At 50.8% G+C, this 23,728-nt stretch carries 17 protein-coding genes; 11 read left to right on the top strand and 6 right to left on the bottom strand.

Annotated features, from left to right (window positions below; genetic code table 11):
• The first annotated feature begins 14 nt into the window (after nt 1–14).
• Complete coding sequence (locus tag IEY24_RS19150) at nt 15–827, top strand: HpcH/HpaI aldolase family protein (protein WP_188934949.1); 813 nt, start codon at nt 15–17, stop codon at nt 825–827.
• A 6-nt stretch (nt 828–833) separates the two neighbouring features.
• Here the strand turns inward: IEY24_RS19150 and IEY24_RS19155 are convergent, their stop codons facing one another.
• Both IEY24_RS19155 and IEY24_RS19160 read right to left on the bottom strand, forming a co-directional pair.
• Complete coding sequence (locus IEY24_RS19155; RefSeq protein ID WP_188934951.1) at nt 834–1,808, bottom strand: nucleoside hydrolase; 975 nt, start codon at nt 1,806–1,808, stop codon at nt 834–836.
• A 101-nt stretch (nt 1,809–1,909) separates the two neighbouring features.
• Complete coding sequence (locus IEY24_RS19160; protein ID WP_188934953.1) at nt 1,910–7,297, bottom strand: S8 family serine peptidase; 5,388 nt, start codon at nt 7,295–7,297, stop codon at nt 1,910–1,912.
• Nucleotides 7,298–7,553: 256 nt separating this feature from the next.
• Between IEY24_RS19160 and IEY24_RS19165 the strand changes: the two genes are divergently transcribed.
• The gene (locus IEY24_RS19165) at nt 7,554–8,327 is read left to right on the top strand and encodes a shikimate dehydrogenase family protein (RefSeq protein WP_188934955.1); all 774 of its coding nucleotides are present in this window, start codon (nt 7,554–7,556) and stop codon (nt 8,325–8,327) included.
• Here the strand turns inward: IEY24_RS19165 and ribD are convergent.
• Nucleotides 8,324–9,388 carry a bifunctional diaminohydroxyphosphoribosylaminopyrimidine deaminase/5-amino-6-(5-phosphoribosylamino)uracil reductase RibD gene (ribD, locus tag IEY24_RS19170; RefSeq protein ID WP_188934957.1) on the bottom strand — a complete coding sequence of 355 codons (1,065 nt, stop codon included), beginning with the start codon at nt 9,386–9,388 and terminating at the stop codon, nt 8,324–8,326. The genes IEY24_RS19165 and ribD overlap by 4 nt on opposite strands.
• A gap of 90 nt (nt 9,389–9,478) precedes the next feature.
• Between ribD and prmC the strand changes: the two genes are divergently transcribed.
• Nucleotides 9,479–10,339, top strand: coding sequence for a peptide chain release factor N(5)-glutamine methyltransferase (gene prmC, locus IEY24_RS19175; RefSeq protein WP_188934959.1), 861 nt, complete (start codon nt 9,479–9,481; stop codon nt 10,337–10,339).
• A gap of 21 nt (nt 10,340–10,360) precedes the next feature.
• Complete coding sequence (locus IEY24_RS19180; RefSeq protein ID WP_188934961.1) at nt 10,361–11,314, top strand: AAA family ATPase; 954 nt, start codon at nt 10,361–10,363, stop codon at nt 11,312–11,314.
• Nucleotide 11,315: 1 nt separating this feature from the next.
• Here IEY24_RS19180 and yidD read toward each other — a convergent pair whose 3' ends face one another.
• Complete coding sequence (yidD, locus tag IEY24_RS19185) at nt 11,316–11,525, bottom strand: membrane protein insertion efficiency factor YidD (RefSeq protein ID WP_188934963.1); 210 nt, start codon at nt 11,523–11,525, stop codon at nt 11,316–11,318.
• A 50-nt stretch (nt 11,526–11,575) separates the two neighbouring features.
• On the opposite strand from yidD, the gene lgt reads away from it, so the two are divergent.
• Both lgt and IEY24_RS19195 read left to right on the top strand, forming a co-directional pair.
• Complete coding sequence (lgt, locus tag IEY24_RS19190) at nt 11,576–12,406, top strand: prolipoprotein diacylglyceryl transferase (protein ID WP_188934965.1); 831 nt, start codon at nt 11,576–11,578, stop codon at nt 12,404–12,406.
• A gap of 84 nt (nt 12,407–12,490) precedes the next feature.
• Entirely contained in the window at nt 12,491–13,105 is a 615-nt protein-coding gene (locus IEY24_RS19195; protein ID WP_188934966.1) for a hypothetical protein, read from the top strand.
• A gap of 79 nt (nt 13,106–13,184) precedes the next feature.
• Here IEY24_RS19195 and IEY24_RS19200 read toward each other — a convergent pair whose 3' ends face one another.
• Nucleotides 13,185–13,724 carry an RNA polymerase sigma factor gene (locus IEY24_RS19200; RefSeq protein ID WP_188934968.1) on the bottom strand — a complete coding sequence of 180 codons (540 nt, stop codon included), beginning with the start codon at nt 13,722–13,724 and terminating at the stop codon, nt 13,185–13,187.
• A gap of 574 nt (nt 13,725–14,298) precedes the next feature.
• Here IEY24_RS19200 and IEY24_RS19205 point away from each other — a divergent pair.
• Genes IEY24_RS19205 through IEY24_RS19225 form a run of 5 tightly spaced genes read left to right on the top strand, consistent with a single transcriptional unit; the run spans nt 14,299 to nt 23,149 of the window.
• On the top strand, nt 14,299–16,224 hold the full coding sequence (locus IEY24_RS19205; protein WP_188934970.1) for a PfkB family carbohydrate kinase: 1,926 nt from the start codon (nt 14,299–14,301) through the stop codon (nt 16,222–16,224).
• Complete coding sequence (locus IEY24_RS19210; protein ID WP_188935263.1) at nt 16,224–18,467, top strand: ligand-binding sensor domain-containing protein; 2,244 nt, start codon at nt 16,224–16,226, stop codon at nt 18,465–18,467. Before IEY24_RS19205 ends, IEY24_RS19210 begins: the two co-directional genes overlap by 1 nt.
• A 15-nt stretch (nt 18,468–18,482) precedes the next feature.
• Entirely contained in the window at nt 18,483–19,532 is a 1,050-nt protein-coding gene (locus IEY24_RS19215) for a polysaccharide deacetylase family protein (protein WP_188934972.1), read from the top strand.
• A gap of 12 nt (nt 19,533–19,544) precedes the next feature.
• Nucleotides 19,545–21,764 carry a ligand-binding sensor domain-containing protein gene (locus IEY24_RS19220; protein WP_188934974.1) on the top strand — a complete coding sequence of 740 codons (2,220 nt, stop codon included), beginning with the start codon at nt 19,545–19,547 and terminating at the stop codon, nt 21,762–21,764.
• A gap of 56 nt (nt 21,765–21,820) precedes the next feature.
• Entirely contained in the window at nt 21,821–23,149 is a 1,329-nt protein-coding gene (locus IEY24_RS19225) for a DUF3748 domain-containing protein (RefSeq protein WP_188935264.1), read from the top strand.
• Here the strand turns inward: IEY24_RS19225 and IEY24_RS19230 are convergent.
• Nucleotides 23,146–23,715, bottom strand: a complete 570-nt coding sequence (locus IEY24_RS19230; RefSeq protein ID WP_188934976.1) for a Uma2 family endonuclease — start codon at nt 23,713–23,715, stop codon at nt 23,146–23,148. The two genes, IEY24_RS19225 and IEY24_RS19230, sit on opposite strands and share 4 nt — an antisense overlap.
• Nucleotides 23,716–23,728 lie beyond the last annotated feature (13 nt).

Consider the following 23,728-nt stretch of genomic DNA (forward strand, 5'->3'; position numbering starts at 1 on the left):
CCAAAGATCTCGCAATGGAATCCACATTACTTGAAAAACTGAAAAACGGGGGAAACGTATACGGCACCTGCATTACCTCCACCGGCCCGATGTGGCCTGCTGCTGTTAAAAGAACGGGTGTCGATTTTGTATTTCTGGATACCGAACATGTACCCTTGGGCAGAACAGAGCTGGCTGCTTTGTGCCAGCAATTCCGTCATCTGGGCATTACACCCATTGTCCGCATTCCCTGTCCGGATCCTTACCTCGCCTGCCAGGCTATCGATGCGGGTGCCAAAGGCATTGTGGCCCCCTATCTCGAATCGGTGACGCAGATTAGAGAGCTCGTGGGTGCTACCAAATACCGCCCGCTGAAAGGCGAGGTGTTGGAGAATTACCTCAGCGGAGCTTTGCCGATGCCCCAAAATTTGCAGGATTATGTAGCGAAATACAATGCGGGGAATATTTGCATTGCCAATATTGAAAGCGTTCCGGCGATGGACAAGCTGGATGCACTGCTGTCGGTACCCGGCCTGGATGCCGTTTTCATCGGCCCCCACGACTTATCGGTAAGTCTTGGCTTGCCAGAGCAGTACGACCATCCGGAGTTTGAAAAAGCGGTTTCTTATATCATCCGCACGACGCGTGCCAAGGGATTGGCGATCGGCATCCACTTTTCGCTGGAACCGGAACGGCAGATCCAGTGGATGAAAGAAGGCGCGAATATCGTCGTGCATAGCTTCGACGTCGCGCTTTTCACCCAAAAACTGAATGCAGATTTCGATATAATAAGAACGGCAGCGGGAGATGCCCCTGCTGCCAAAAGTAACAATGCGATGGTAGTATAGATCCCCCTATTTGCCCTGCCACATCATCAGTCCTTCGATCAGCGCCGTGAGCTGTTCGAAGGGCATACTGGGCGTGAGGTAAGCGTGCGGGCCCATGGGATCGTCCTGCCAGCTGTTGTTACCGCCTTCCAGAATAATTTTCCCGCGTTTTACACCAAAATAAGGCTGAATCCCCCGGACCGCTACCAATACGGCTGTCTGGTCCCAGCTCATCCGGCCATCGGCATCGCCTTTGGACAAAGGCATTGACATCGCAAAAACTTCTTTTACCGGGCTTTTCAAATTTTCGTTAGCAATTACCCGCTTGCCGGTTTTGATCTCCTTACCTATTTCCAATCCGCTGAAAAGTATTTCGGTGGGCCATTCGGCGAAAACTTTTGCAGATGCAACCGAGTCGACCAGCACATTATACTCCCGGCCTTTCGGGAATCCGCCAGCCATTGACACAAGTTGCTTTACTTTTTTCCGGACGAGGCCACTACCTGAAAGCGGTGAGCTTGCATCGGGGCCGGAGTCCAGCAAATCTGCCAGATTTGTAAGGAAACCAACGGTCACGATGGTAACGCTCTGGTCGGGCTGTTTGGCGAGGATTTTGCGATAAATCTCTACCGCATTGGGCGCGTCCGACGTTTTGGCAATTTTGTGAGGGTATTTCTCTACCAGCATTTCCGGCCATTTTTGCGTGGCCCCGAAATTCGCTCCTTTCCCTTTCGGCGCACCGGTAGGCAATTCAGGGCGCCCGAAATAAGTATTCAGGATTTCGATAGTGGGGACTACCAACTCATTTTTGTTGGAAGAAATTACTGCCAGGGGCTTTACCTCTCCCTTATCGGCCAATGCGTGCATGACCGCCATCGCGCCGACATCGTCGTAATCGGGGCCGATATCGGTGTCCAGGATCAGTGTATTGACCGTTCTGCCGGTTTGAGCGTAGGAGGTGGAAAGGGTAAAGAGGCAAAGGATCAGTAAAACTTTGTTCATGACATTCATTATTCAAAAATGCGGTCTGTTGTAAAGCTATTCGCTTTTCCCTGCCGATATGCTGCATGGCTAGGATTTTTTAAACGATAGCAAAGGTTACATCAGTTTTTCAACACCTGGAATGCCTGTTTTGTTTCTCCGTTCACTACTTCCAACACATATATGCCCTCCTCAAATTCCAGTCCGGACAGATCAACCATGCGTTTCTTTTGCGGGCTTAACGCATTGCCGTCGAGCTGCTTCAAAATTCTGCCATGCAGGTCGTACACATTCACCGATACCGACGGGCTTGCAGGCACATCGTCACCCAGGTAAAAGACGCCTTTGGATGGATTAGGATAAACCGACCATTCGGGTTGCCCCTCGAATGCGACCGGCCGCACGCGCGAGTATTGATAAGTGCTGTCGACATCCACCATTTTGAGCCTGTAATATAAGTTGCCCCATTTGCCCGGCACCTGGTCTGTGTATTCGTATTTCCTGCCGCTTTTCAAATTACCCTCCCCGAACACCTGCGCCAGCCTTACAAACCTTCCCTGCCTGTAAGCTTCGTCACCTGCTGCGACCTCGATATCGAAATGGTCGAAATTCTCTTCCGAAGCGGTTTCCCATTCGACTATGACATCTTTTGAATGCTCAACACCCTGCTTTTTCCGGGCATTAAAACTCACCAGCGCTACCGGCAATGCGCCCGGATTTCCGACAAACGCCTTCGAAAGCCAGAATTCCGAGAAAGTTTTCAATTTCATTTCGGCATAATAGCCTTTGTCGTAAGGGACGATCGCAATTTCCCCGGCCGGGTGGAACGACCACCCGCCCTCGGTACTGTTGGCCAATGAGCCATCCTCTTTCGTCCTGGCTCCCGGATTCCGGTATTTGGAGATACCCAGTTCAAATGGATTCGCGGGTTTACCGCATGTTCCGCAACCTACCGCGTTGATCAACGCTTCGCTCTCGGTTTCGAGGAAGAAGAACCGGACCGTCGCCAAATTCGCGAGTTCGTCATTCGCCGGTTTTATCGTGAAACTTCTATCGAGATAATATTGGCCATTGCCGTTTCTGACCCCGACCGTGTTCAAATACGTCTGCACCTGCGTATTGCCCATATCCTGACCGTTGGCGTTAATAGCAGCCATCAGCTTTCCATTACTCATAAAATTCACCCATCCCGAACCAGACACCTGCTGACTGGCCACCCCGCCGGCATTGTCCAGTATGGGCGAAACCTTGTCGAAAATATGAATGTCGTCCAGGGCAATTCCTTCCCGGTGCGTAAACCCGTCAGAAATCAGGACAAAACGCAACTTGAGGTTAGCAACACCGGTGGGCAAAGGAATGCTCGCCACGTGCCACCGCAGGTAGTCTTGCATAGCCCAGGCTCCATTGCCCGAATAAGTCTTATTATACCAGTTGGTCCCCTGTCCTACCGCGCCGAGGCGTGTCCAGGGCCCGCCGTTTCCGGAATATTCGATATACACGTAATCACAAGGTGTGGGTTCGCAGACTTCGAGGTCGATCGCCACGCTGAAACTTAGTGTAGGGGTAGTCAAACTGCTTACATTGAAACAGGGTGAATACAAATAAGACTCTTCCTTGTCGTTATAGCCTCCTGCCAGGTTGGTCTTCCATACTTTCGTGCCGCTGGCCGCTTTGTTTAATGCCGCGGAGGTCGGCGTTCCATATTTCCACGAGCTATTCGTACCCTTGGCACTCCAGAAGCCGTCGCCATTTTCAAAATTTTCGAGATACGGGAAAGTGCTCAGCACCGGTGCATTGTAAACTTTGACCGCCAGGGTGTCGTTGTCTCGGTAACTGTCGGTTGCCAGCCCCGACCATGCTTTGAGATTCAATGCCCCGATCGCTGAAAAATCGGCTTTGGGTCCGAATGTAAAATCGATGGTCGTCCGTTTGGCGAGCGTAGGAATCGTGTCGCGAAGGATGGTCCCATTAGGCAAAGAAACTGCCACGGGCACGTTGGTAATATCCCGTGCCGAGCTGTTTCGGATACGGATGGCGATTGTTTCCGCATTGCTCAATCCGCAACTTTCGGTAGGCGGGGCGAGTAGTGCCAGCATCTGAATATCGTCCGTAACGGAAACAATGCGGATATCGTCAAAGGAATATCCCGCCCCATTGCTATAATCGGAAGTGATCATTTTGCCCCACTGCCCCCAGCGTACCTGGAAGCTCGACGAAAAATTCTTGGCATTCGCCGATAGCAGGGCACTTAGTTCCAGCGGAGCGGTCGTCTTATATCCGGCTGTTGAAAGATTCTGGTTGGCAAAAAGATCGTAAATCTCGATCCATGCATCGCTGTCCTTCCCCCTTATCCAAACCTTATTATTGGCATTCGCCTTTTGTCCGTGGTTTTTGTAAGAAAACGTCAGTCGCAGGTCATCGTTGTTGATATTATATCCGGCCAGGTTGAAAGTGCCGGTCAGATAACTCGTATTGCCCGCTGGAAAAGCACGGTTGACATCAAGCGTCAATGCTTTTTGACCCGACGCAGCGAACCCCGTATTAACAAACGTCCTGATCCTTCCTGATTCGGTACTGGCGCTGAAATCGTAGCGGCCGTCGCCTGTGAGCCCCATTTGCGCGACGGATACCGCCTGCGCAGGGAGGTTTTCCATGTCGTCGAGAAAGGGCAATGCCAGCTGATCATTAGGCAATTGTCTGAAAAGTTTTGCCAATGTATCGTTTGCCGATACCACATCCGCATTACTGTGGATAAACACTTTAATATTGTAATCTCCCGGATTGGCCAGGTTGGCGCCCACTGCGAATGTATGATCGTACGTTTTCCCTTTTTCTATGAAAGGGGTGATCGTCTCAACCGGTACCGCTACGCCATTGAGCACATAGCCTACGTCAACCGATCCGTTGAAATCCACGTCGTCGAGGTTCTTGATCCTCATTTTCACAAAAATGGTCCCGCTCAATTCCGTCGACGTGTTTTTCCTGCCCGACGACGCCGGCGTTACGATCGACTCCACTTTCAGGTCATTATTTGAAATAGCGCCCGCGCATGTTCCGGTATCCGGCTTGCGCGAAATAGCCAACGCTCTGCGTCCGGGCTGCCCTGCCACCCTTGCCCGAACGGAAACATAATAGGTTGAGTCTTTCAGTAAGCCGCCCAACGCGTAAGTGGTAGCTGTGGTCGTCGCTACCGGGACCATATCATTGCCCTTCAACATCATCACTTCATAGTCAGTTGCCCCGGTGACGGCCGTCCAGTCTAAAGAAATATAGCCTTCGCATTGCAGCGCCGACAGCGTGGCACCCGGAACGCCGATCACCGTGAAAGGTTCGGAAATGCTTTGGGCACCGGTGCTATTCTGGATCACCTTTACCCGCATTTTCTCGGACGACAGGCCTGCGGGTATCGTCCACGCAAGCTGGCTTGTTCCCGCGGCAACTGTCGAAAGGTTCGTCCAGGCCGTCCCGTTATTGCTACTGTATTGCACCGTGAAAGTGCTGGCGCTGTTTCCAAACGCATCCCATGAAATATAAATCGGATCACCGTCTTTCAGGCGTTCTCCGCCTATCGGGTTGGTTATGGTCAAAGAGTTTGGAATAACATCATAAACCACAAAATATTCCTGCGACGGTGTCTGGCCTACCGTGGTACCTTTGACCGAAATCGTATAGCTCCCCGCTGCCGGACTATTGACCACCACTTGTTCCATATTATTGAGATTGTCGACGCCGGTGGTTGCCGCATTATTTACATTGGCTGCCGTGCGATCGAGTATCTGTGGCAGGACCACTTTCGATGCGGGGTTCGTTACCTTGAGATCGAGGTTGTGTACCAGGTTCTGCGACGCCAGCGTGCTGCCTGCCGGGTCGTTCCAGTAAAGCATTATTTTAAGCTGCGCGGTATTGGCCGGAACATTAATGGAAAAATCATTGGAGCCCTGATGCGAAACCTGGGCCGTTGTATAGCTCTGGGATTCGAGCATTTTAACCGAGCGGAGCAGGTTAAGCCAGCCATAACCATAGCGGTAATCGGGACCTTCGTTGCCTTTGTCTACGGCGCCGTTCACCAGCAATGCCTTCATCAAACCATTTTTAGGATTCTGGTTCCCGTTCAATTGCCTGTATCGCTCATATAGCATCGCAAGACCTCCCGACACGGCGGGTGAAGCCATACTTGTCCCGCTTCCGCCGGTATACAGGTTCACCGGAATCGTAGAGGTGATTCCGCTTCCCTGGGCGGTGATCTCCGGTTTTACCCGCCCGTCCTTGACAGGCCCGCGGCTGGAACCCGACGCGATCACGCCGGTCTCGTTGGTGCTACCTACCGTGATGACGTTTTTCGCCGTCTGATAACCTCCAAGGACAGTTCCAAAACCCACCGCAAACGGTGCACAGGTAGTAGCACCGCTGTTCCCGGCGGCAAAAACGTGTTGCAGGTAAGGCATGTCGAATGCCTGCTGGTCGAGAATATATGAATACAGGTCATAAGCCCCGTTCGTTTCGCAGGTAATTACATCGGAACCGTAGGAGTTATTAGTAACGACCATGCCAAAATCCTGCACATACTGCGGCGAATAGGCTATGATCGAGGAGTAACTTTGGACCACAACGGTCGCTTTGGGGGCATAACCCGCATAGCGCTCATCCATAATGCCGGCGCCAGCCATCGTACCCATCACATGCAAGCCATGCGAACCGGCGTCGATCGGCGCCCTGTTGATGATCCGGGTATTAAAATCGATGTGCCGCAATGGGTTGGACTCATCACCGATCCCGACAACTACACCTGCTCCCGACAGCATTCTGTTTCCAGGCAATGCCGATTTGAGCACATTGGCGCGACCGTTGACGGTACTTTTATTGTTCAGCAGGCGGTCTGGCTGCGGTACTGCCTGTACATATTGTATAAATGGCTGCCCGGCAAGCCTTTTAAGCTCCTTCACCGGCACCCGGACGGTGAGTATCTGGTAATTTTTGTATTTATCCGAAACGACTTCGTAGCTATTTTTTTGCAGCGCCGCCTGAATCTCGTCGTCAGTGAAAGACTTGGGATAGCTGATCCATAAATCGACGGTCGTGGGGCCTGAAAATGCATGGGGCGGAATATTGCCGTTGGCGAGGTCGGGCTGCATTTTTTGTTCCGGGCTGAGTTCCACGATAGCCCGCCCTTGGGTCCGGGCTAATGCGCCCGGGTTACTGCCCGCGGCTATGGTCGCCGTGTAGGCGTAATTCGGTAGATAATCAAGCAATTCGATACCCTCCGTTCTCAGCTGGCGCCGCTCTTCCTCGGTAGGAATGTCGTCGAACTGTATGACAACAAATGATTTCTGCCCAGCTGTCGAAAGGCTGAATGCTGCATTGGCACGGCTCGTCGCGGAAGCAACATTGCGCTCGGGGACGAAAGAGCCACTTTTAAGGAGGATTTGAAAATCCTGCCGTTTTTGGCCCTTAGCATTGCTAAGCGGTAGCGTTGTCAGCAATAGTGTGTAGCAAAGATTTTTCCAATTCATAAATTTTAGTACAGATAAAGGATAGGTAATTCTACTTCATTTCACATTATTATGCAAGTTAATTCGGTTATAGTTTAATATAAACTAACATCAACAGCGAACTATTTGATATACAACGGAATGCCACATTGCGACTATCCAACCTTCCGCTCTATACGCGAATTTACCAGACCCTTATTTTGCACGCATTTGTAATTAGCTGATGGCTCGTATAACTTAGCAGCCTTAAATTTTCCCTGTTATTGCACGCATCCTTATGAACTTATACGGCCTGATCGGATTCCCGCTTACCCACTCTTTTTCCAAGCGATATTTCACGGACAAATTCACGAGAGAGAAGATCAAAGAGAGCAGCTATGAGCTTTTTGAGATAAAATCCCTGGAAGAATTGCCCGAATTGCTGAAACAGAAGCACGGTCTCCGCGGGCTGAACGTGACGATCCCCTACAAGAAGGATGTGATTGCCTATCTGGACGACCTCGATGATGCTTCGGCCGAGCGCATTGGCGCGGTCAATACCATCAAAATTTACGCCGACGGAAGCACCAAAGGCTTTAATACGGATTACTACGGCTTCCAGCAATCGCTTATAGAGTGGCTCGACAAACGCGGAGAGTCGTGTTCTAATTTCAAAGCCCTGATATTAGGTAACGGCGGCGCAGCGAAGGCTGTCCAGGTTGCTTTGAAGGATCTGCAAATGGAATATATGCTGGTGTCGCGCCAGAACAGCGACGATTGCGTGCCCTACGAAGGACTCACACAGGAAATAATGGACAACTACCGGTTGATCATTAATACCACCCCATTAGGAACCTATCCCAATACGGAAGAATGCCCCATGATACCCTACCAGTGGGTAACCAGAAACCATTACCTGTACGACCTTGTGTATAACCCGGCCGAAACTTTGTTCCTGAAAAAAGGCAGCGAACAAGGTGCCGCCACCATGAACGGGCTGAAAATGCTCGAATTACAGGCAGAGAAAGCCTGGGAGATATGGACGACGGAGGAAAACCTCTGGAGCGTTTAAAGCCGGTTGTAGAAAGTCCACAAATCATCCCCGATTTGCTCCCAACCCTGGAATATACCCCGGGGTACCGGAGCATTTACGCCTTCACCGATCGTCAGCTTGCCCTGGCAGCGCCGGATTTCATCCCATAAGCCACTTTCGAGGAATGCATTGATTACTGCTGCGCCGCCTTCCACCAATACCGATTGTATTTTACGCGCATGCAACCCTTCCAGGAGCTGGGCTATTTCATCACGCTCCCTGTCTATTTTTAGGTACGCGGTCGAGGGCGTTGCATAACGCTCGGGTTCGGATGGAATTTCGGTTCCACGGTCGTAGTTGACCAGGATCGTGCTTTGCGAATTATCCAATAAATGCAGGTGCGCAGGCAATTGGAGGCGCCGGTCGGTGACGATCCTCACCGGGTTCGTTCCTGTCCAGTGACGTACATTCAGGCGGGGATTGTCCATTAATGCCGTTTTATACCCTACCATAATGGAGTCCTCCTCGGTACGCCACTTATGAACGCGCATGTTGGACAATGCGCCGCTGATCTGAACCGGATTACCTGCATGATAACCCAGAAACCCGTCGGCAGTTTCGGCCCATTTCAGGATTACATATGGCCTTCCGAGCGTCATTGCCGTGAAAAATCGCTTGTTCAGTTCCAGTCCGCGCGCTTGCAGCACATCGCATTCCACTTCAATACCGGCATCGCGCAAGCGACGGATTCCACGTCCCGACACCAGCGGATTGGGATCGCTATTACAAATGACCACTTTTTTTAGCCGACGATTCACGAGCAGGTCTGCGCAGGGTGGTGTTTTACCGGTGTGGGAGCAGGGTTCCAGCGTAACATACGCTGTGGCTTGTGGCAGCAAATGCGAATTACCTTTCGCGTCCGCATCTGCGATCGCCCGCACTTCCGCGTGCGGTTCCCCGTAGGCGCGGTGCCATCCTTCCCCGATAATCCGCCCGTTATGGACAATCACACAGCCAACCATCGGGTTAGGACTTACCTGCCCGCGGCCATATTCAGCGAGCTGCAAGGCCCGTTCCATCCATTGATTGTGCGTCTCCATGTGGCAAAAATACAAATGCCCTTTTAAACTCAACTTTCGGGAGTCCTTGTAATTTGCTAACTTTCCGACATTGGATCAAAATCAGTGAAAATGACTTCCGCACGCCAGCTTTATTTATATATAGTAAAAAACATCACAGTTTATCCGGAAAAAGAGGCTCAGGCAATCTCGTACATGCTGTTGGAGCATTATATGCGCCTCCGCAACATCGATGTGCTGGTAGACCGCCCCATACCCGAAAACACGGCACAGCCCGACTGGGAAAGCATTATCAAACGCCTGAACAACAACGAACCTGTTCAGCACATCATTGGCTCCACCGAGTTCTGCGGCCTCGAATTCCGCGTTTCTTCGGCGGTGCTCATTCCCCGTCCGGAAACCGAGGAGCTGGTGCAAATGGTCACTCGCGACTATGCGGAACCTGATAAAAACATTTCCATTCTCGACATCGGGACGGGCAGCGGCTGTATCGCCATCGTGCTCGCACGCTTCCTCCCGCATGTGAGCGTACACGCGTGGGACGTTTCCGACGAGGCTTTGGAAGTGGCGAAGGAGAATGCCCGCCAGCTCATTGCGGACGTGACGTTCGCGAAACAGGATATGCTCAATGTAACGTTCCCGCTGCCCGGCAACATCGTACAGTTCGACTGCCTGGTGAGCAACCCGCCCTATGTAACCTATTCCGAGGCCGAAAGCATGCGCCCTAACGTGCTCCGTTTCGAGCCGCACGAAGCATTGTTCGTTGAAGACAGTGATCCGCTGCTTTTTTACAAAGCTATTGCCGACTTCGGTGTGCATCATCTGAAACAGCAAGGCAAATGCTATGTCGAGATCAACGAGCATTTCGGCGCCGAAACCAAAAAGGTTTTTGAAGAAAGAAATTATAAAAAGGTAGAGATCCTTCGTGATATCAATGGTAAGGACCGCTTTGTGAGAGCTATCTGGGCCTGATCCATTTCTAAATTTGTTTTCATGTATATAGAAAAAATCAGGGAGGTCCTGGACGAAATGGGCAAGGTGGTCGTGGGGCAGGACAAACTGCTGAACCGACTGCTGATTGGCCTTTTTACCGGCGGCCACATTCTGCTCGAAGGCGTCCCCGGACTAGCTAAAACCTTGACCATTAATGTAATGGCCAAGGTTCTCCACCTGGAATTCAAGCGTATTCAATTCACTCCCGACCTGCTTCCCGCGGATTTGATCGGGACCATGATCTATAAACCCAAAATAGGCGATTACGAAGTCAAAAAAGGGCCTATCTTCTCCAACCTGATCCTTGCCGACGAGGTGAACCGCTCGCCCGCGAAGGTACAATCGGCACTGCTCGAAGCAATGCAGGAAAGACAGGTGACGATCGGCGACGAAACTTTCCTGCTCGACCGCCCTTTTGTCGTTCTTGCAACCCAAAACCCGGTAGAACAAGAAGGTACCTACCCGCTGCCCGAGGCGCAGATCGACCGGTTTATGATGAAAGTTTACGTCGATTACCTCGACAAGATGAAGGAGCTGGAAGTAATGCGCCGGATGTCGGATATTAATTATGAATACAAAATCCGGCCTATTCTGAACAAAGAGGAAATTTTCGCGATCCGCGATGAAGTCAACAAGGTCAATATCTCCGACACGCTCGAACGCTACATTATCGAACTGGTATTTGCCACCCGACGTCCGCTTGACTACGGGTTGCGCGATGAGGCACGTTACATTCAGTTCGGGGCATCGCCACGGGCTACCATTTACCTCAATCGTGCCGCAAAGGCTTTGGCGTACCTGGAAGGCCGTGATTATGTGCTACCCGAGGACATCAAGGAACTCGCGCCCGATATCATGAACCATCGTATTCTTTTGAACTACGAGGCGGAAGCCGACGGCGTGCGCACGACAACCATTATCGACTCCATTCTCCGGAAGGTTGCCATAGGATAATTCATGGCACCGGGTCGTGGCCGTGGCCGCCCCAGGGATGGCAACGCGAAAAGCGTTTCAACCCCAGCCAGCCGCCTTTCCACGGGCCATGCTTCTGCACGGCTTCGATCATATATTGCGAACAGGTGGGCGTGTAGCGGCACGAATTGGGCAAATAAGGCGAAAGTGCTGCCTGATAAAACCGCACGAGGGCTATGAGTAAAAATTTCATTTCGCGTCTTGTCTCATATTAGTATATTTGACCATTAACATCACAAACGCATGCTTTCATATATTATGTGGGACGTGAGTCCCGAAATATTCACCATTCCGGAAATCGCCGGTTTTGGTCCCTTCCCTGTCCGTTGGTATGGTCTCCTTTTTGCAGCTGGTTTCCTGATCGGTCAGCAAATTATGATCTATATTTTCAAGAAAGAAGGAAAGTCGCTGGAAGATATCGACTCGCTCACGCTTTATATGGTGCTATCGATCGTCATCGGTGCCCGCGTAGGCCATTTTCTTTTCTATGAACCCGAAGTACTGTTCAAAAATCCCCTGGAAGTTATATTGCCTCCTTACGCCGGGCTTGCGAGCCATGGTGCGGTGATTGGGACAGTGACCGGGCTCTGGCTGTATGCGCGCTCGCGCCGGGGCACAGGCCAAACGTTCTTCTGGGTAACCGACCGCCTGACAATTACCTTCGCATTGGGCGGCTCTTTCATCCGCTTTGGTAATCTGATGAACTCCGAGATCGTCGGAAAACCGTCCGACGCACCTTGGGCATTCATTTTCAGGCATAATATCGAATTTACGCAAATCCCACGCCACCCGGCACAGCTTTACGAATCCATTACCTGCTTCATCCTCACGTTCGTCCTGTTCGCGATCTGGAACAAATACAAGGCCGCCACACCACGCGGGCTGATGGTCGGCGTGTTCCTCGTATGGGTGTTCACACTGCGCTTTCTGTTCGAATTCCTGAAAGAAAACCAGGAGGCATTCGAAGCGAACTATGCATTGAACATGGGACAGATACTGAGTATTCCCGCCGTATTGCTCGGCCTGTACTTTATCGTTCAGTCACGCAGGAACCCCGCGGAGCTGGCCAGCTAATCGTTCACAAATGCAGTAGGCGTGCATCAGTGCGGTGTTTTCATTACATTGTAATTAGTTTGAAACAACTCTAACAATTGTCAGATGAAAACATCCTTTATAGCCGCATTTCTTTCTTGCGCCCTGCTCTTAAATGGTTGCGGCAGCAAACAGGAAGAAAAAGAAGCCGAAGAAAAAGCAGCCAGCGACAGCCCGGCCGACGCTCTCCAGGCTATTGCCGATAAAGCCAAGGAAATGGGCGACCGCGAGGCCGTCGACCCGGTGGATTTCCGGAAGCTCAAAGACCTCCTGCCCGAAACCCTGGCCGGTATGAGCCGCACGGAAGCGACAGGCGAGAAAACCGGGGCAATGGGCTTTACCGTTTCAACGGCCCAGGCCAAATACAAAGGAAGTTCCGACGAATCATTGAATGTGGAAATCGTGGACACCGGAGGCATCGCCGGCGTTTCGACGATGGCACTCGCAGCGTGGTCCATCGCCGAAATCGATAAAGAAACAACCACCGGTTACGAGAAAACCACCAAGATCGAAGGCTACAAGGCTTTTGAGAAATACAACAATGAAAGCAAGTCCGGTGAGATTAATGTACTCGTAGCCGACCGTTATGTCGTGAATGTGGAAGGAGACAATTTGAGCGTCGACCAACTAAAAGAAGCGCTGAAAGCAATCGACCTGGGCAAGCTGGGCGAAATGAAATAAGCTATAAAAGAGAAAGCAGAAGCACTCATGCTTCTGCTTTTCAAGGTTTTAGGAATATAATTATGGGCTAACTTGGGTGCTATATCGTCGCCAGATCCACCTTTTCGCGCAGGATCTGTTTAGCCTTCACCAACTGGTTTTTGACAGTATTTTTAGATATTCTTAAAAACTCCGCTATTTCCTGATAGGATTTCCCTTCTTCAATATTCAGTTTCAAAATCTGCCGGCGCTTGATCGACAATGATTCGACGGCCGCCTGCACGACGCTCAGCCTTCTTTCGACTTCCTCCTTTTCGTCCTCCCGTGCCACACGGATCGCTTCCATATAATTCTTCCGCAGCTGTTCGTTCTTTTCCAGCTTTTTGAAATGGTCGAACGCCATGTTGCGCAGACAAGTGAAAAGATATGAGTTGAAATTATAGTCCGGCTTGATCTGGGCGCGTCTTACCCAGATTTTGATAAAGACATCCTGAACCATGTTCTCAGCTTCTTCCTCGTCTTTGAGCAATGAAATCGTAAACCGCAGTGCAGGCGTTTTGTAGTGGTTATACAACGCTGCAAAGGCCGCTTCGTCGCCTTGCGTCACTCTGATCAGGGTATTTTCGTCGGGGTAGGCCACAGTCGTACAGTTTAGCTTTATAGAAAAGGGGGACTAGATATAGAGATTTTTACTATCAATTAAAAAACTTTTATTCTTGGTTTGATCCTATTTATTAACCGGCATCAAAGCACTTCTCATATTAGTTGGCAATCAGTCGGGTACTAAAATAAAGTTATTTCCAACATCACCCTGACAGAGGAAAATTCTGCCTTCGAAACAATTGGCAATGCTTTGTATGGAGCGGCATTTTTGTAATTGTTTGATAAATCTACGCTCATGATTGTAAAATTCGAGTCGCAAACTGCGTAAAAATATCTTCATTTTGCGCAGCGTTGTACGATTTAATCATAACATAATAGTAACTTATCATTTATCACATATTTGCTCATTACCAGCGAGTTCTTATTAGAAAACGGGATGAAATAATCGGCAGTTTTCCAGCACTCCTCCCGACGGCGCATTTAACAATTTTGTAACATTTGCCGCAAATAGCGGTGCCGGCGATAGCCCTCCTTCCCGCATCAACCGTATTACCCCAAAATAGCTCAATATCCATATCCATTTTATCCTAAATCCAGACCAACCTTTGCTCATGGATCAAAGCCGCATCAATCAGATCTTGGAGAAAATCTCCGCCGTTGAGGTCGCCGTGTATGGCGATTTCTGTCTCGATTCCTACTGGGTCATGGACGACCGCACTTCCGAAGTTTCGATTGAAACCGGTTTGCAGGCCCAGGCCGTCGCCCGCCACTACTACACGCCGGGAGGCGCAGGGAATGTCGTGGCCAACCTCGCCGCCCTGAAACCCGCCGGCATCAGGGTTATCGGAGCCGTGGGCGACGATATGCAGGGACGGGAACTGACGGCGCAGCTCCAACAGCTCGGTGCTGACACGAGCGCATTCATTATCCAGAAAGAGCATTTCAATACATATAGTTATCTCAAACGGCTCGTCGACGGCCGGGAAGAGCCGCGCATTGATTTTGGTGTATATAATGAAAGGAGCATTGAAACAGACAAACAGCTCGTGGCCGCACTGGAAAAGGCCTTGCAGGAATGCGATGCATTGATTTTTAACCAGCAAGTGACAGGGAGCATTACCAATGCCTCATTTATCGACGACGTCAACAATCTATTCAATAAGTATCCCGACAAGATTGTAATGCTGGATTCCCGGCATTTCAACGACAGTTTCCGGAACATCTATCTGAAATGTAACGACCGCGAGATCGCTTCCTTGAACGGGCTGGACGTCACACCGGAAGAAAATGTGCCGGTAAGCGATGTTAAAGGTTATGGTGCGGAAGTGTTCCGTCGGTACCACAAACCGGTATTTGTGACCTGCGGAGAGCGCGGCATTATCGCATTCGACGAAGCGGGATACCACGAGGTGCCGGGCATTCAGCTGAAAGGCAAACTTGACACTGTCGGCGCGGGCGATACGGCGATCAGCGCCATTACGCTTTGCGTGGCAGCCGGATTATCCCCGGCCGAGGCGGCAATGTTCGGCAACTTTGCGGCGGCTGTAACGGTACAAAAGTTATTCACAACCGGCACGGCAACCGGTGAGGAAATTGCCGCCGTAGCTAAGGACCCGGATTACATTTACAATGCCGACCTCGCCGAAAACGAACGGGCCGCCACTTACTATCCCGAAACGGAATTTGAAATCTGTGTCCCCGAGATCCTCGACAAGCTCGGACATATCCGCTATGCCGTCTTCGACCACGACGGTACGATCAGCTCACTCCGGCAGGGATGGGAGGAAATTATGGAGCCCGTGATGATGAAATCCATTTTGGGCGAACAATATGATACGATCGATGCCGGGACATTTCATAAAGTGCAGGCGGAGTGCAAAGCATTCATACATAAAACCACCGGCATCCAGACCATTTACCAAATGGAAGGGCTGGTAAACCTTGTACGCGAGTTCGGATTTGTACCAGAAGACCAGATCCTTGACAAATTCCAATACAAGGAAATTTACAACGACGGCCTGATGGAAATGGTGAACCAGCGCATGGACAAGCTGGCCAAAGGCGAACTAGGACAGGAAGACTACACGCTGAAAGGTGCCGTTGAATTCCTGAAACAGCTTAAAGAACGAGGCGTGACCATGTACCTCGCCAGCGGCACCGATGCCGACGACGTGAGAAACGAGGCCGAAATGCTCGGTTACGCCGATTTGTTCGACGGCGGCATTTATGGTGCATTGCGGGATTATACCAAGTTTTCGAAAAAAATGGTAATCGAAAAGATCATCCGCGACAATAATCTGCAAGGCAAAGAACTGGCGGTATTTGGCGACGGTCCCGACGAAATACGGGAAGGCAGGCGCGCGGGCGGTATTTCGGTAGGCATTACCAGCAACGAAGTGCAGCGTTTCGGGCATAACCCGGCCAAGCGCCCCCGACTTGTGCGGGCAGGCGCGCAACTCCTGATCCCCGATTTTTCACAACACAAAAAACTGATCAGCCTATTGTTTCAGGAGAGCGAAAATTACGCAGAAGCGTGATGCGACCAATAGGGAAACAACTGATTGCCTGGCTGCTTTGCGGTGCTATTCCGGTACTTTTCTCGTGCCGGAATAATAAGACTGTCGATAATGAACCGTCCTTTTATCAGGATGAAGCGTTTTCACAGGAATACCATGAGGCCTATCCGATGGAGGGCAACGACGTAAGGGCGGTCCTGCCCGATCGCGACGGTAACGTATGGGCAGCCACGGCAAACGGTGTTTTTCGTAAAATGAAAGATTCGGGCAACTGGGTTCCCATACTCGACGGTAACGCGAATGGTCCCTCGTTCGCCCTAGCTCAGGATTCTACCGGAACTATATGGCTCGGTATTTGGAATGGGCTGTACCAATATAAAAACAGCACTTTTTCGAAGGTGAATGGGCCAACAGGGCCGATTTCAGCGATATGTACCAAGGCCGGAACGGTCCACGCAATTGGCCCGAATGGTTTCTGGACAGGTAATGTGAATGGTTTTAGATTGCAAAAAGCAACCCTCGCAAGGTCTGTTCGAGATGCGATCACCGACGGAAACGATGGCTTGTGGATAGCCTCAGATGTAGGACTTTATCATTGGACTCCCTCGCATTTGGAGCACGCCTACAAAACCGACGCATTGATCGCTGCTTATACCAAAGGTTTGTCATTCAATCACGATGGAAAGCTCTGGATCGGAGGCCTCGGCGGAGTTACAATTCAGCGTAATGGTAAAAAAGAGTCCGAATTGCGGACGACCGACGGCATTCCATCTACTTACGTGACGGCCCTGCGCCTCGCTCCCGACAGCGCTATGTGGGTAGGGACGCAAACCGGCGTGGTGCGTTTCCGGAAAGACGGCAGCCGTTCGCTGCTGTTTTCGAGAAGGTGGTTGCTGGACGACCAGGTAAATGACATTGCATTTGATGCGGAAGGCACTGCCTGGATCGCCACGCCGCGGGGAGTCAGCGCCATAAAAAAACGGTCAATGACGCTAGCCTCGAAAAGCAATTTCTTTTACAATGTATTAATGAAGCGCCACATCCGCGCGCCGTGGATCGCCGGCCAGGCACATTTGCGCGTGCCCGGAGATACGACTAGCTGGGAACCTGAGGACGATGATAATGACGGCGAATATACCGGCAATTACCTTGCAATGGAAAGCTTCCGGTACGCGGCTACCAAAGACCCCGCTGCCAGGGAGAATGCAAAAAAAGCATTTGGTTTCCTGAAATTGTTGCAGGAAGTGACGGGTACCAACGGCTTCTTCGCCCGCACGATCATACCCGCGACGTGGACGCACATGCACGACGGTAACCGCACATACACGGAACGCGAACGCGCGGACGAGCTCGTGAAAGAACCGCGATTCAAACCGGTGGAAACGCGCTGGCATTTGTCGGGTGATAAAAAGTGGCTCTGGAAGGGCGACACGAGCAGCGATGAGATGTGTGGGCATATGTTTGGTTACTACTACTATTATATGCTCGCTGCAAATGCCGAAGAAAAGAAGGTAATCGCTACGCATGTGGGTAAAATCGTGGATTACCTGATGCAGCACAAGCTGAACTTCGCCGATGTCGATGGAAAGGCTACCCGCTGGTCGGTGTGGTCGCCGGAGCAGTTGAACCGCGACCCGGAATGGCTGCCCGACCGCAACCAGAACTCGATGGAAATGCTCGCATTCCTGAAACTGGCCCATTTCATGACGGGTAATGCCAAATACCAGCACGAATACATCCGGCTGATCGAAAAGGAGCATTACCTCGACAATATGAAAGAGGTGACGAAGCAGAATCCGGCCTGGTTCATCTATTTCGATGTGGTATTGCAAGCTTATCTCTACCCGATCCTGATCGGTTGCGAAAAAGACCCGGAGCGTCTGAGATTTTATAAAAACCACCTGGAAGAGTGGTTCACGAAGCGCCGGGGCGACCATAACCCGCTGATCAACTTTATTTACAACCATTGCCTGGATAAAAAAGCAGAGTTGAAAAATTCGGTCGATTTCCTGATCGACACACCGTTGGATCTTGTGGACTGGCCGATCGATCACCGGAAACGGGAAGATATTCAGGTCGTGCGGGAGCCGACGCTGGAAGATGAGCAAGTGAGTGAATTGCAACCCGCCAGCATCCGGCTGACCGTCCGTTGGGATAAAAACCCGTGGACACTCGCCGGGGGTAACCCGGAAGTGGAACGTGAGCCGGTTTTCTGGCTGCTGCCCTACTGGATGGGCCGGTACCTTGGAATGATTTCGAAATAGAACCAAACATTCGATATGAAAACCTATCTTTTGCTCTTCAACCTGTTACTACTGGTCATGCAAGAAACATCAGCACAACAGACCTACGCCGAAAAACTCGGCTGGCCGAAGGGCGCGAAGGTCATCATCTTCCATGTCGACGACGCCGGGATGTCGCATTACTCGAATGAGGGAGCAAAAAAGTCAATACAGAATGGCATTGCAACGTCATCCAGCATTATGATGCCATGCCCGTGGGCGGCCAGTTTCGCGAAATTCGCCATCGCCAACCCTAAAATGGACGCAGGTCTTCACCTCACATTAACATCCGAATGGAATGATTACCGCTGGCCGCCTTTGAACGGCATAGCGCATTCGGAAGGGCTTGTGGATGATGAAGGCTGCATGTGGCATGAAGTGGAGGAAGTGATCAAACACGCCAGCCCGGATGTGGTGGAACAGGAAATACGCGCGCAACTCAGCCGCGCATTGAAACTGGGATTGAAACCTACGCATATGGATTCCCACATGGGCACGCTGTTCGCGCACATTCCTTACCTGGAAAGATATATTAAAGTCGGGGCGGAATATGGCATTCCGGTCATGTTCCCCGGTGGGAATAATCAGCTTTTGAAAGAGTGTTTGAACAATCCGTTAGTCAAAAAGCTCAAAGCCGAAGGTAAATGGAAAGAAGGAATGGAGCTTCCGGAGCCTGAGATCACCAAGCGCTCGGCAGAATTCGGGCGAAAAATATGGGCGGCGGGACTTCCGGTACTGGACGACCTGCACACGATCAGCGGCGATTGGAAACCGGAAGGCAGCGACGTTACACCTGCGCAATGGGGTAAATATAAAGCACAAAAGTTTATTGAAACGATCGGCAAAATGCAGCCCGGCGTAGCGATGATGATCGTCCATAGCAGCGACGTCACCGACGATTTCAAATTCATCAGCGCCTCAGGCGGGTCGCGGTACGCCGATATGCTCTCGATGCTCGATCCGGAGCTGAAAAGCTTCATCCAGTCGGAAGGCATTATCCTTACCACCTGGAAAGAAATGATGGAAAGAAGGAAGAAAGTCAAATAACCAATCAATACAATGCAAAAGCCCCTTTTACTATCCCTCCTGTTACTGACGAGCGTTGCGCTCACGCGGGCGCAGGTACAACCTACCTACAAAGACAAGCCATACTTGCAGGATTTCAGCGTCAAATATTATGCTGATACAACTCAAACCTCGTTATTGCAAATTGCCGCTGACCGCAATGGTATTATCCAGATGCTTGCGAAAGAAGGGTTAAGGCACACTTCTGCCGGCCAGTTTCTATATCCCGGCAAGGTTGTTCCCGACCGGAATTACCGGTATATGAAAGATAAGCACATCAGCGCCCTTACTTCTTACGAAAATCAACTGGTTTACCTGACCGATCAGGTCGTGTTCAGCAATGCCTGGGCCGGAACGTTGTTTTCGAAACACAATCTACCCAAAGCTACGTTGTTTGCAGGCGGCAAGGATTTCACGTTTCTCGTTTCCGACGGCGCCTCTTTGGAACTGATAAAGGATTCGAAAAGTCTCTGGAATGGAAAGCTCTCCGACGATTCTGCCATTGCACTGGCATTTCAGGCAAATGCAAACCAGTTCTGGATTTTAGGGAACAAATCGCTTTATAAAGTAGGTGTTCAGGATAAAAAACTAAGCAAAGTGCTTACCGGCGCCGATTTTACCGCATTTGATATTACTTCGAAAGAGTCCAAAATCGTCATCGGCACGCTCGACGGCATTCTCTCCTTTGATATACCAACCGGAAAACAAACCGGCGGCATTGACCGCAAATTGCCTGTTACTAAAATCACGGTCGTAAAAGAAGTGAACGGCAAAGTCTGGTTCGGCTCCGACCTTGGCGCATTTGCGTTACGCGCCGACGGCAAATTCGATTATTACTTCGGCGAACGCTGGTTACCGGGCAACACCGTTACCGATATTGAAAAAGGCCCCAAAAACTCAGTACTGGTCCTTACCACGAAAGGTTTAGGCCAGATCCAGTTCAAATCCATGACGCTCGAAGACAAGGCCAAACTTTTTGACGAGCAAGTACGGCTCCGCCACATCCGGAATGGGTTCAACTCACAACTGACCGGCCTGAACCATGGCGACTTGTCTTCCGGCTTTACCGAGGATTCGGACAATGACGGACTATGGACGGCTATGTACCTCGGCGGCCAAATCTTCCGGTACGCTGCCACCAAAGATCCCTACGCATTGCAGAATTGCCGTGAATCGATGGACGCGATGGAACGGCTTTATACAGTGAACCCGGTTGCAGGCTTTCCGGCGCGTTCCTTCGAGCGTTCGGGCCACATCAATGAGCTGCATGATGTCGAACGCTGGCAGCATGCACCCGAAAAAGAATGGGACTGGAAATCAACCACGAGTAGCGACGAGGTGATCGGTCATATTTTCGCATTCGGCGCGGCAGCCGAGCTGGTCGACGACCCGAAAATCAAGAAACAGGCCGTTATGCTCATTGATACCGTCATGTCGCACATTTTGAAAAACAATATGTACCTGATCGACTTCGACGGTAAGCCCACGATGTGGGGCAAATGGCATCCCGATTATGTAAACTCGTTTCCGATTAACGTCGGCGACCGTAAACTAAACTCTTCCAACATTGTGGCCATGCTGCAAACCGCCTATCATTTCACCAAAAAGGAGAAATACAAGGCAAAAGCATTTGAGCTGATGAACAAGCATGGCTATTTCGAAAACATGATGCGGTCTATGAACATCATTGGCCGTGCGCCGGAAGATGCCGATGACCACGCGAAACACATGTCCGACGGATGGAACCATTCGGATGACGAGATGTATTTCCTGGGCTATTGGGGACTCTATCGCTATGCATTCAACGATACGCTCAAGGCACAGTACAAAAAGCAGATCATCGACCATTGGCAAGCTGAAAGGCCTGAAAGAGAAGGAGCGTGGAATATTTTTACGGCGATCACCAACCCAAAAGAGTTTGACCTGAACGAATCTGTATGGTATTTGCAGGAGCATCCGATGGACCTGATCGACTGGGTGATCAAGAACAGCCATCGCAAGGATATCGACCAATTGGAGCCTAATTTCCGTAAGCAGACCACAAAGGAAGTTCTTCCACCGGACGAACGTCCGATTCAGCGCCACAATGGCAATATGTTCACCCTCGACCGGAATGGCGGCAACGGTACCGGCGAGCATAGCGCAGGTGACATTTGGCTTCTGCCCTACTGGATGGGCCGCTATTTGAACGTTATCAGCGCTCCCCAAAAGTAGATTTGCCCATGAGACTTGTTTCTATCCCGGTTTTATCGTTTTTAATACTATTCAGCATGCAATCCTGCCAGACCGACACCGCAGAAAAACAGATCACGCACGATCTGACCTACCATCACGACCTGGACAACAACGATAACTTTTCGCCCGATGGCCAATGGCTTGTCTACGACACCAGGACCGACGAAGGCGGAATCGCGGAATCGGCACGGATTGAGCGGGTGAACATCGAAACGGGAGAGAAACAAGTCCTTTTTGATATTAAGAATAACCAGACTTGGGGGCCGGGGGCCGGGGCTGTGAGTTATAGTCCCAAAGAGCATGCGGTCGTATTCATTCACGGCCTGGCCAACAGTACCCAGGAAAACCCCTACCAGCAATGGCGCCGCACAGGCGTGATCATCCACGACGCCCGCCCGAATGTGCCCGTGTATATGGACGCACGCGACGTAACGCCCCCGTACACCCCCGGCGCATTACGCGGGGGTACGCACCGGCACGAGTGGAGCGGCGATGGCCAATGGATCGGATTTACCTACAACGATGCTATCCTGAAAGCACTGGAAGACTCGACAGGTCAGAGGCACAACCTGCGAACGATCGGTGTTTCGAAGAAAATCAAGGCAGTTAGTGTTGATAAAAATGATGAGAATGTGTCTGGTGAATGGTTCAGCGCACTCGTGGTGCGGGTAGTGCCAAATCCAACGCCGGGAAGCGATGAGATTAGTCATGCGGCAAGTGACAGCTGGGTAGGAACGAATGGCTATGCTGTCCAAAATGGCATCCGGCAAATCGCCCGTGCATTTCTGGGCACCGTCAAAGACAAAAACGGCAACGATGTTCCCGAGGTTTTCATCGTAGATATTCCCGAAGACATTACCCAACCCGGGCCGCTGGGGCCGCTGGAAGGGACCGGTACTGATTTCCCAATGCCTCCGAAAGGTGCCGCACAACGTCGGCTGACGTTCACGGCCCATACCTCACACCCTGGCTGTTCCGGCATCGTTCGTTCTTCGCCAGATGGCAGCCAGCTTGCGTTTCTGGCCAAAGACGCGAAGGGTATCAGCCAGATTTTCATCATTTCACCAAATGGAGGCAAGCCCCACCAAATCACCGAATGCGCTTCCGACATTACCGGCAACCTACGCTGGCATCCGGATGGGAAACATATTACCTATGTTTATGAAGGTAGTATTGTGCTTTGCGAGGTTGGCGACGCACCGTTTAAAGAAAGAATTCAGGTATTAACCGAGCCGTCTGTTGCCGTTCTGGGGAATCTTGTCTGGTCGGCAGATGGAAAGGTACTTGCATTTAACCGGCTGGTGAAGAATGAGGCGGGAAGAGGGACGCAGCAGGTGTTTGTGTTAAGCTTTGAAAAGCACTAAAATGAAGTTGCGTTTGAAAAAGTGACCTTTTTGTAGATTGCCGACAATGGAAGTTCTGCATTAAAATAGTCTAGCTTGATCACATCTTCCTGTTTATCGAAAACTTCCACATACCAGCGCTCTCCTTCACGGACATAAACACCGACATTACATCTGGCTTGCTCGATTAGGAGATAGTATTGAAGCGATGGGATAAGTGAGTATTCCCTCAATTTTTCACCGCGATCAACGTTGGCAGTGCTTTCAGACAAGACTTCGACGATCAAAAGGGGAAGAACTGTATATTTTATAGCGTCACCTTTTTCTTCACAAATTAGAAAATCGGGAATACGAAAAGTCTTTTCCGCAACCCGCAATTTCACCGCATTCTGATAAAGTTCGTATGGGCCATCCTCCAAAGTTTTAGCAAGATAGCGATGAATATTCCCAGCAATCCGATTGGATGTAGTTGTTTCTCCAGACATCTCGATGATTTCTCCGTTGACGAATTCAAACCGGCCTTCGTGTGTTTCACAAAAGGCGAAGTATTCTTCCAGTGAATAGAGTCTTTCAGCCACAGCTTCCATGTTTCTGCTTTGT

It is taken from the genome of Dyadobacter endophyticus, from assembly GCF_014641595.1.
Taxonomy (GTDB): Bacteria; Bacteroidota; Bacteroidia; order Cytophagales; family Spirosomataceae; genus Dyadobacter; species Dyadobacter endophyticus.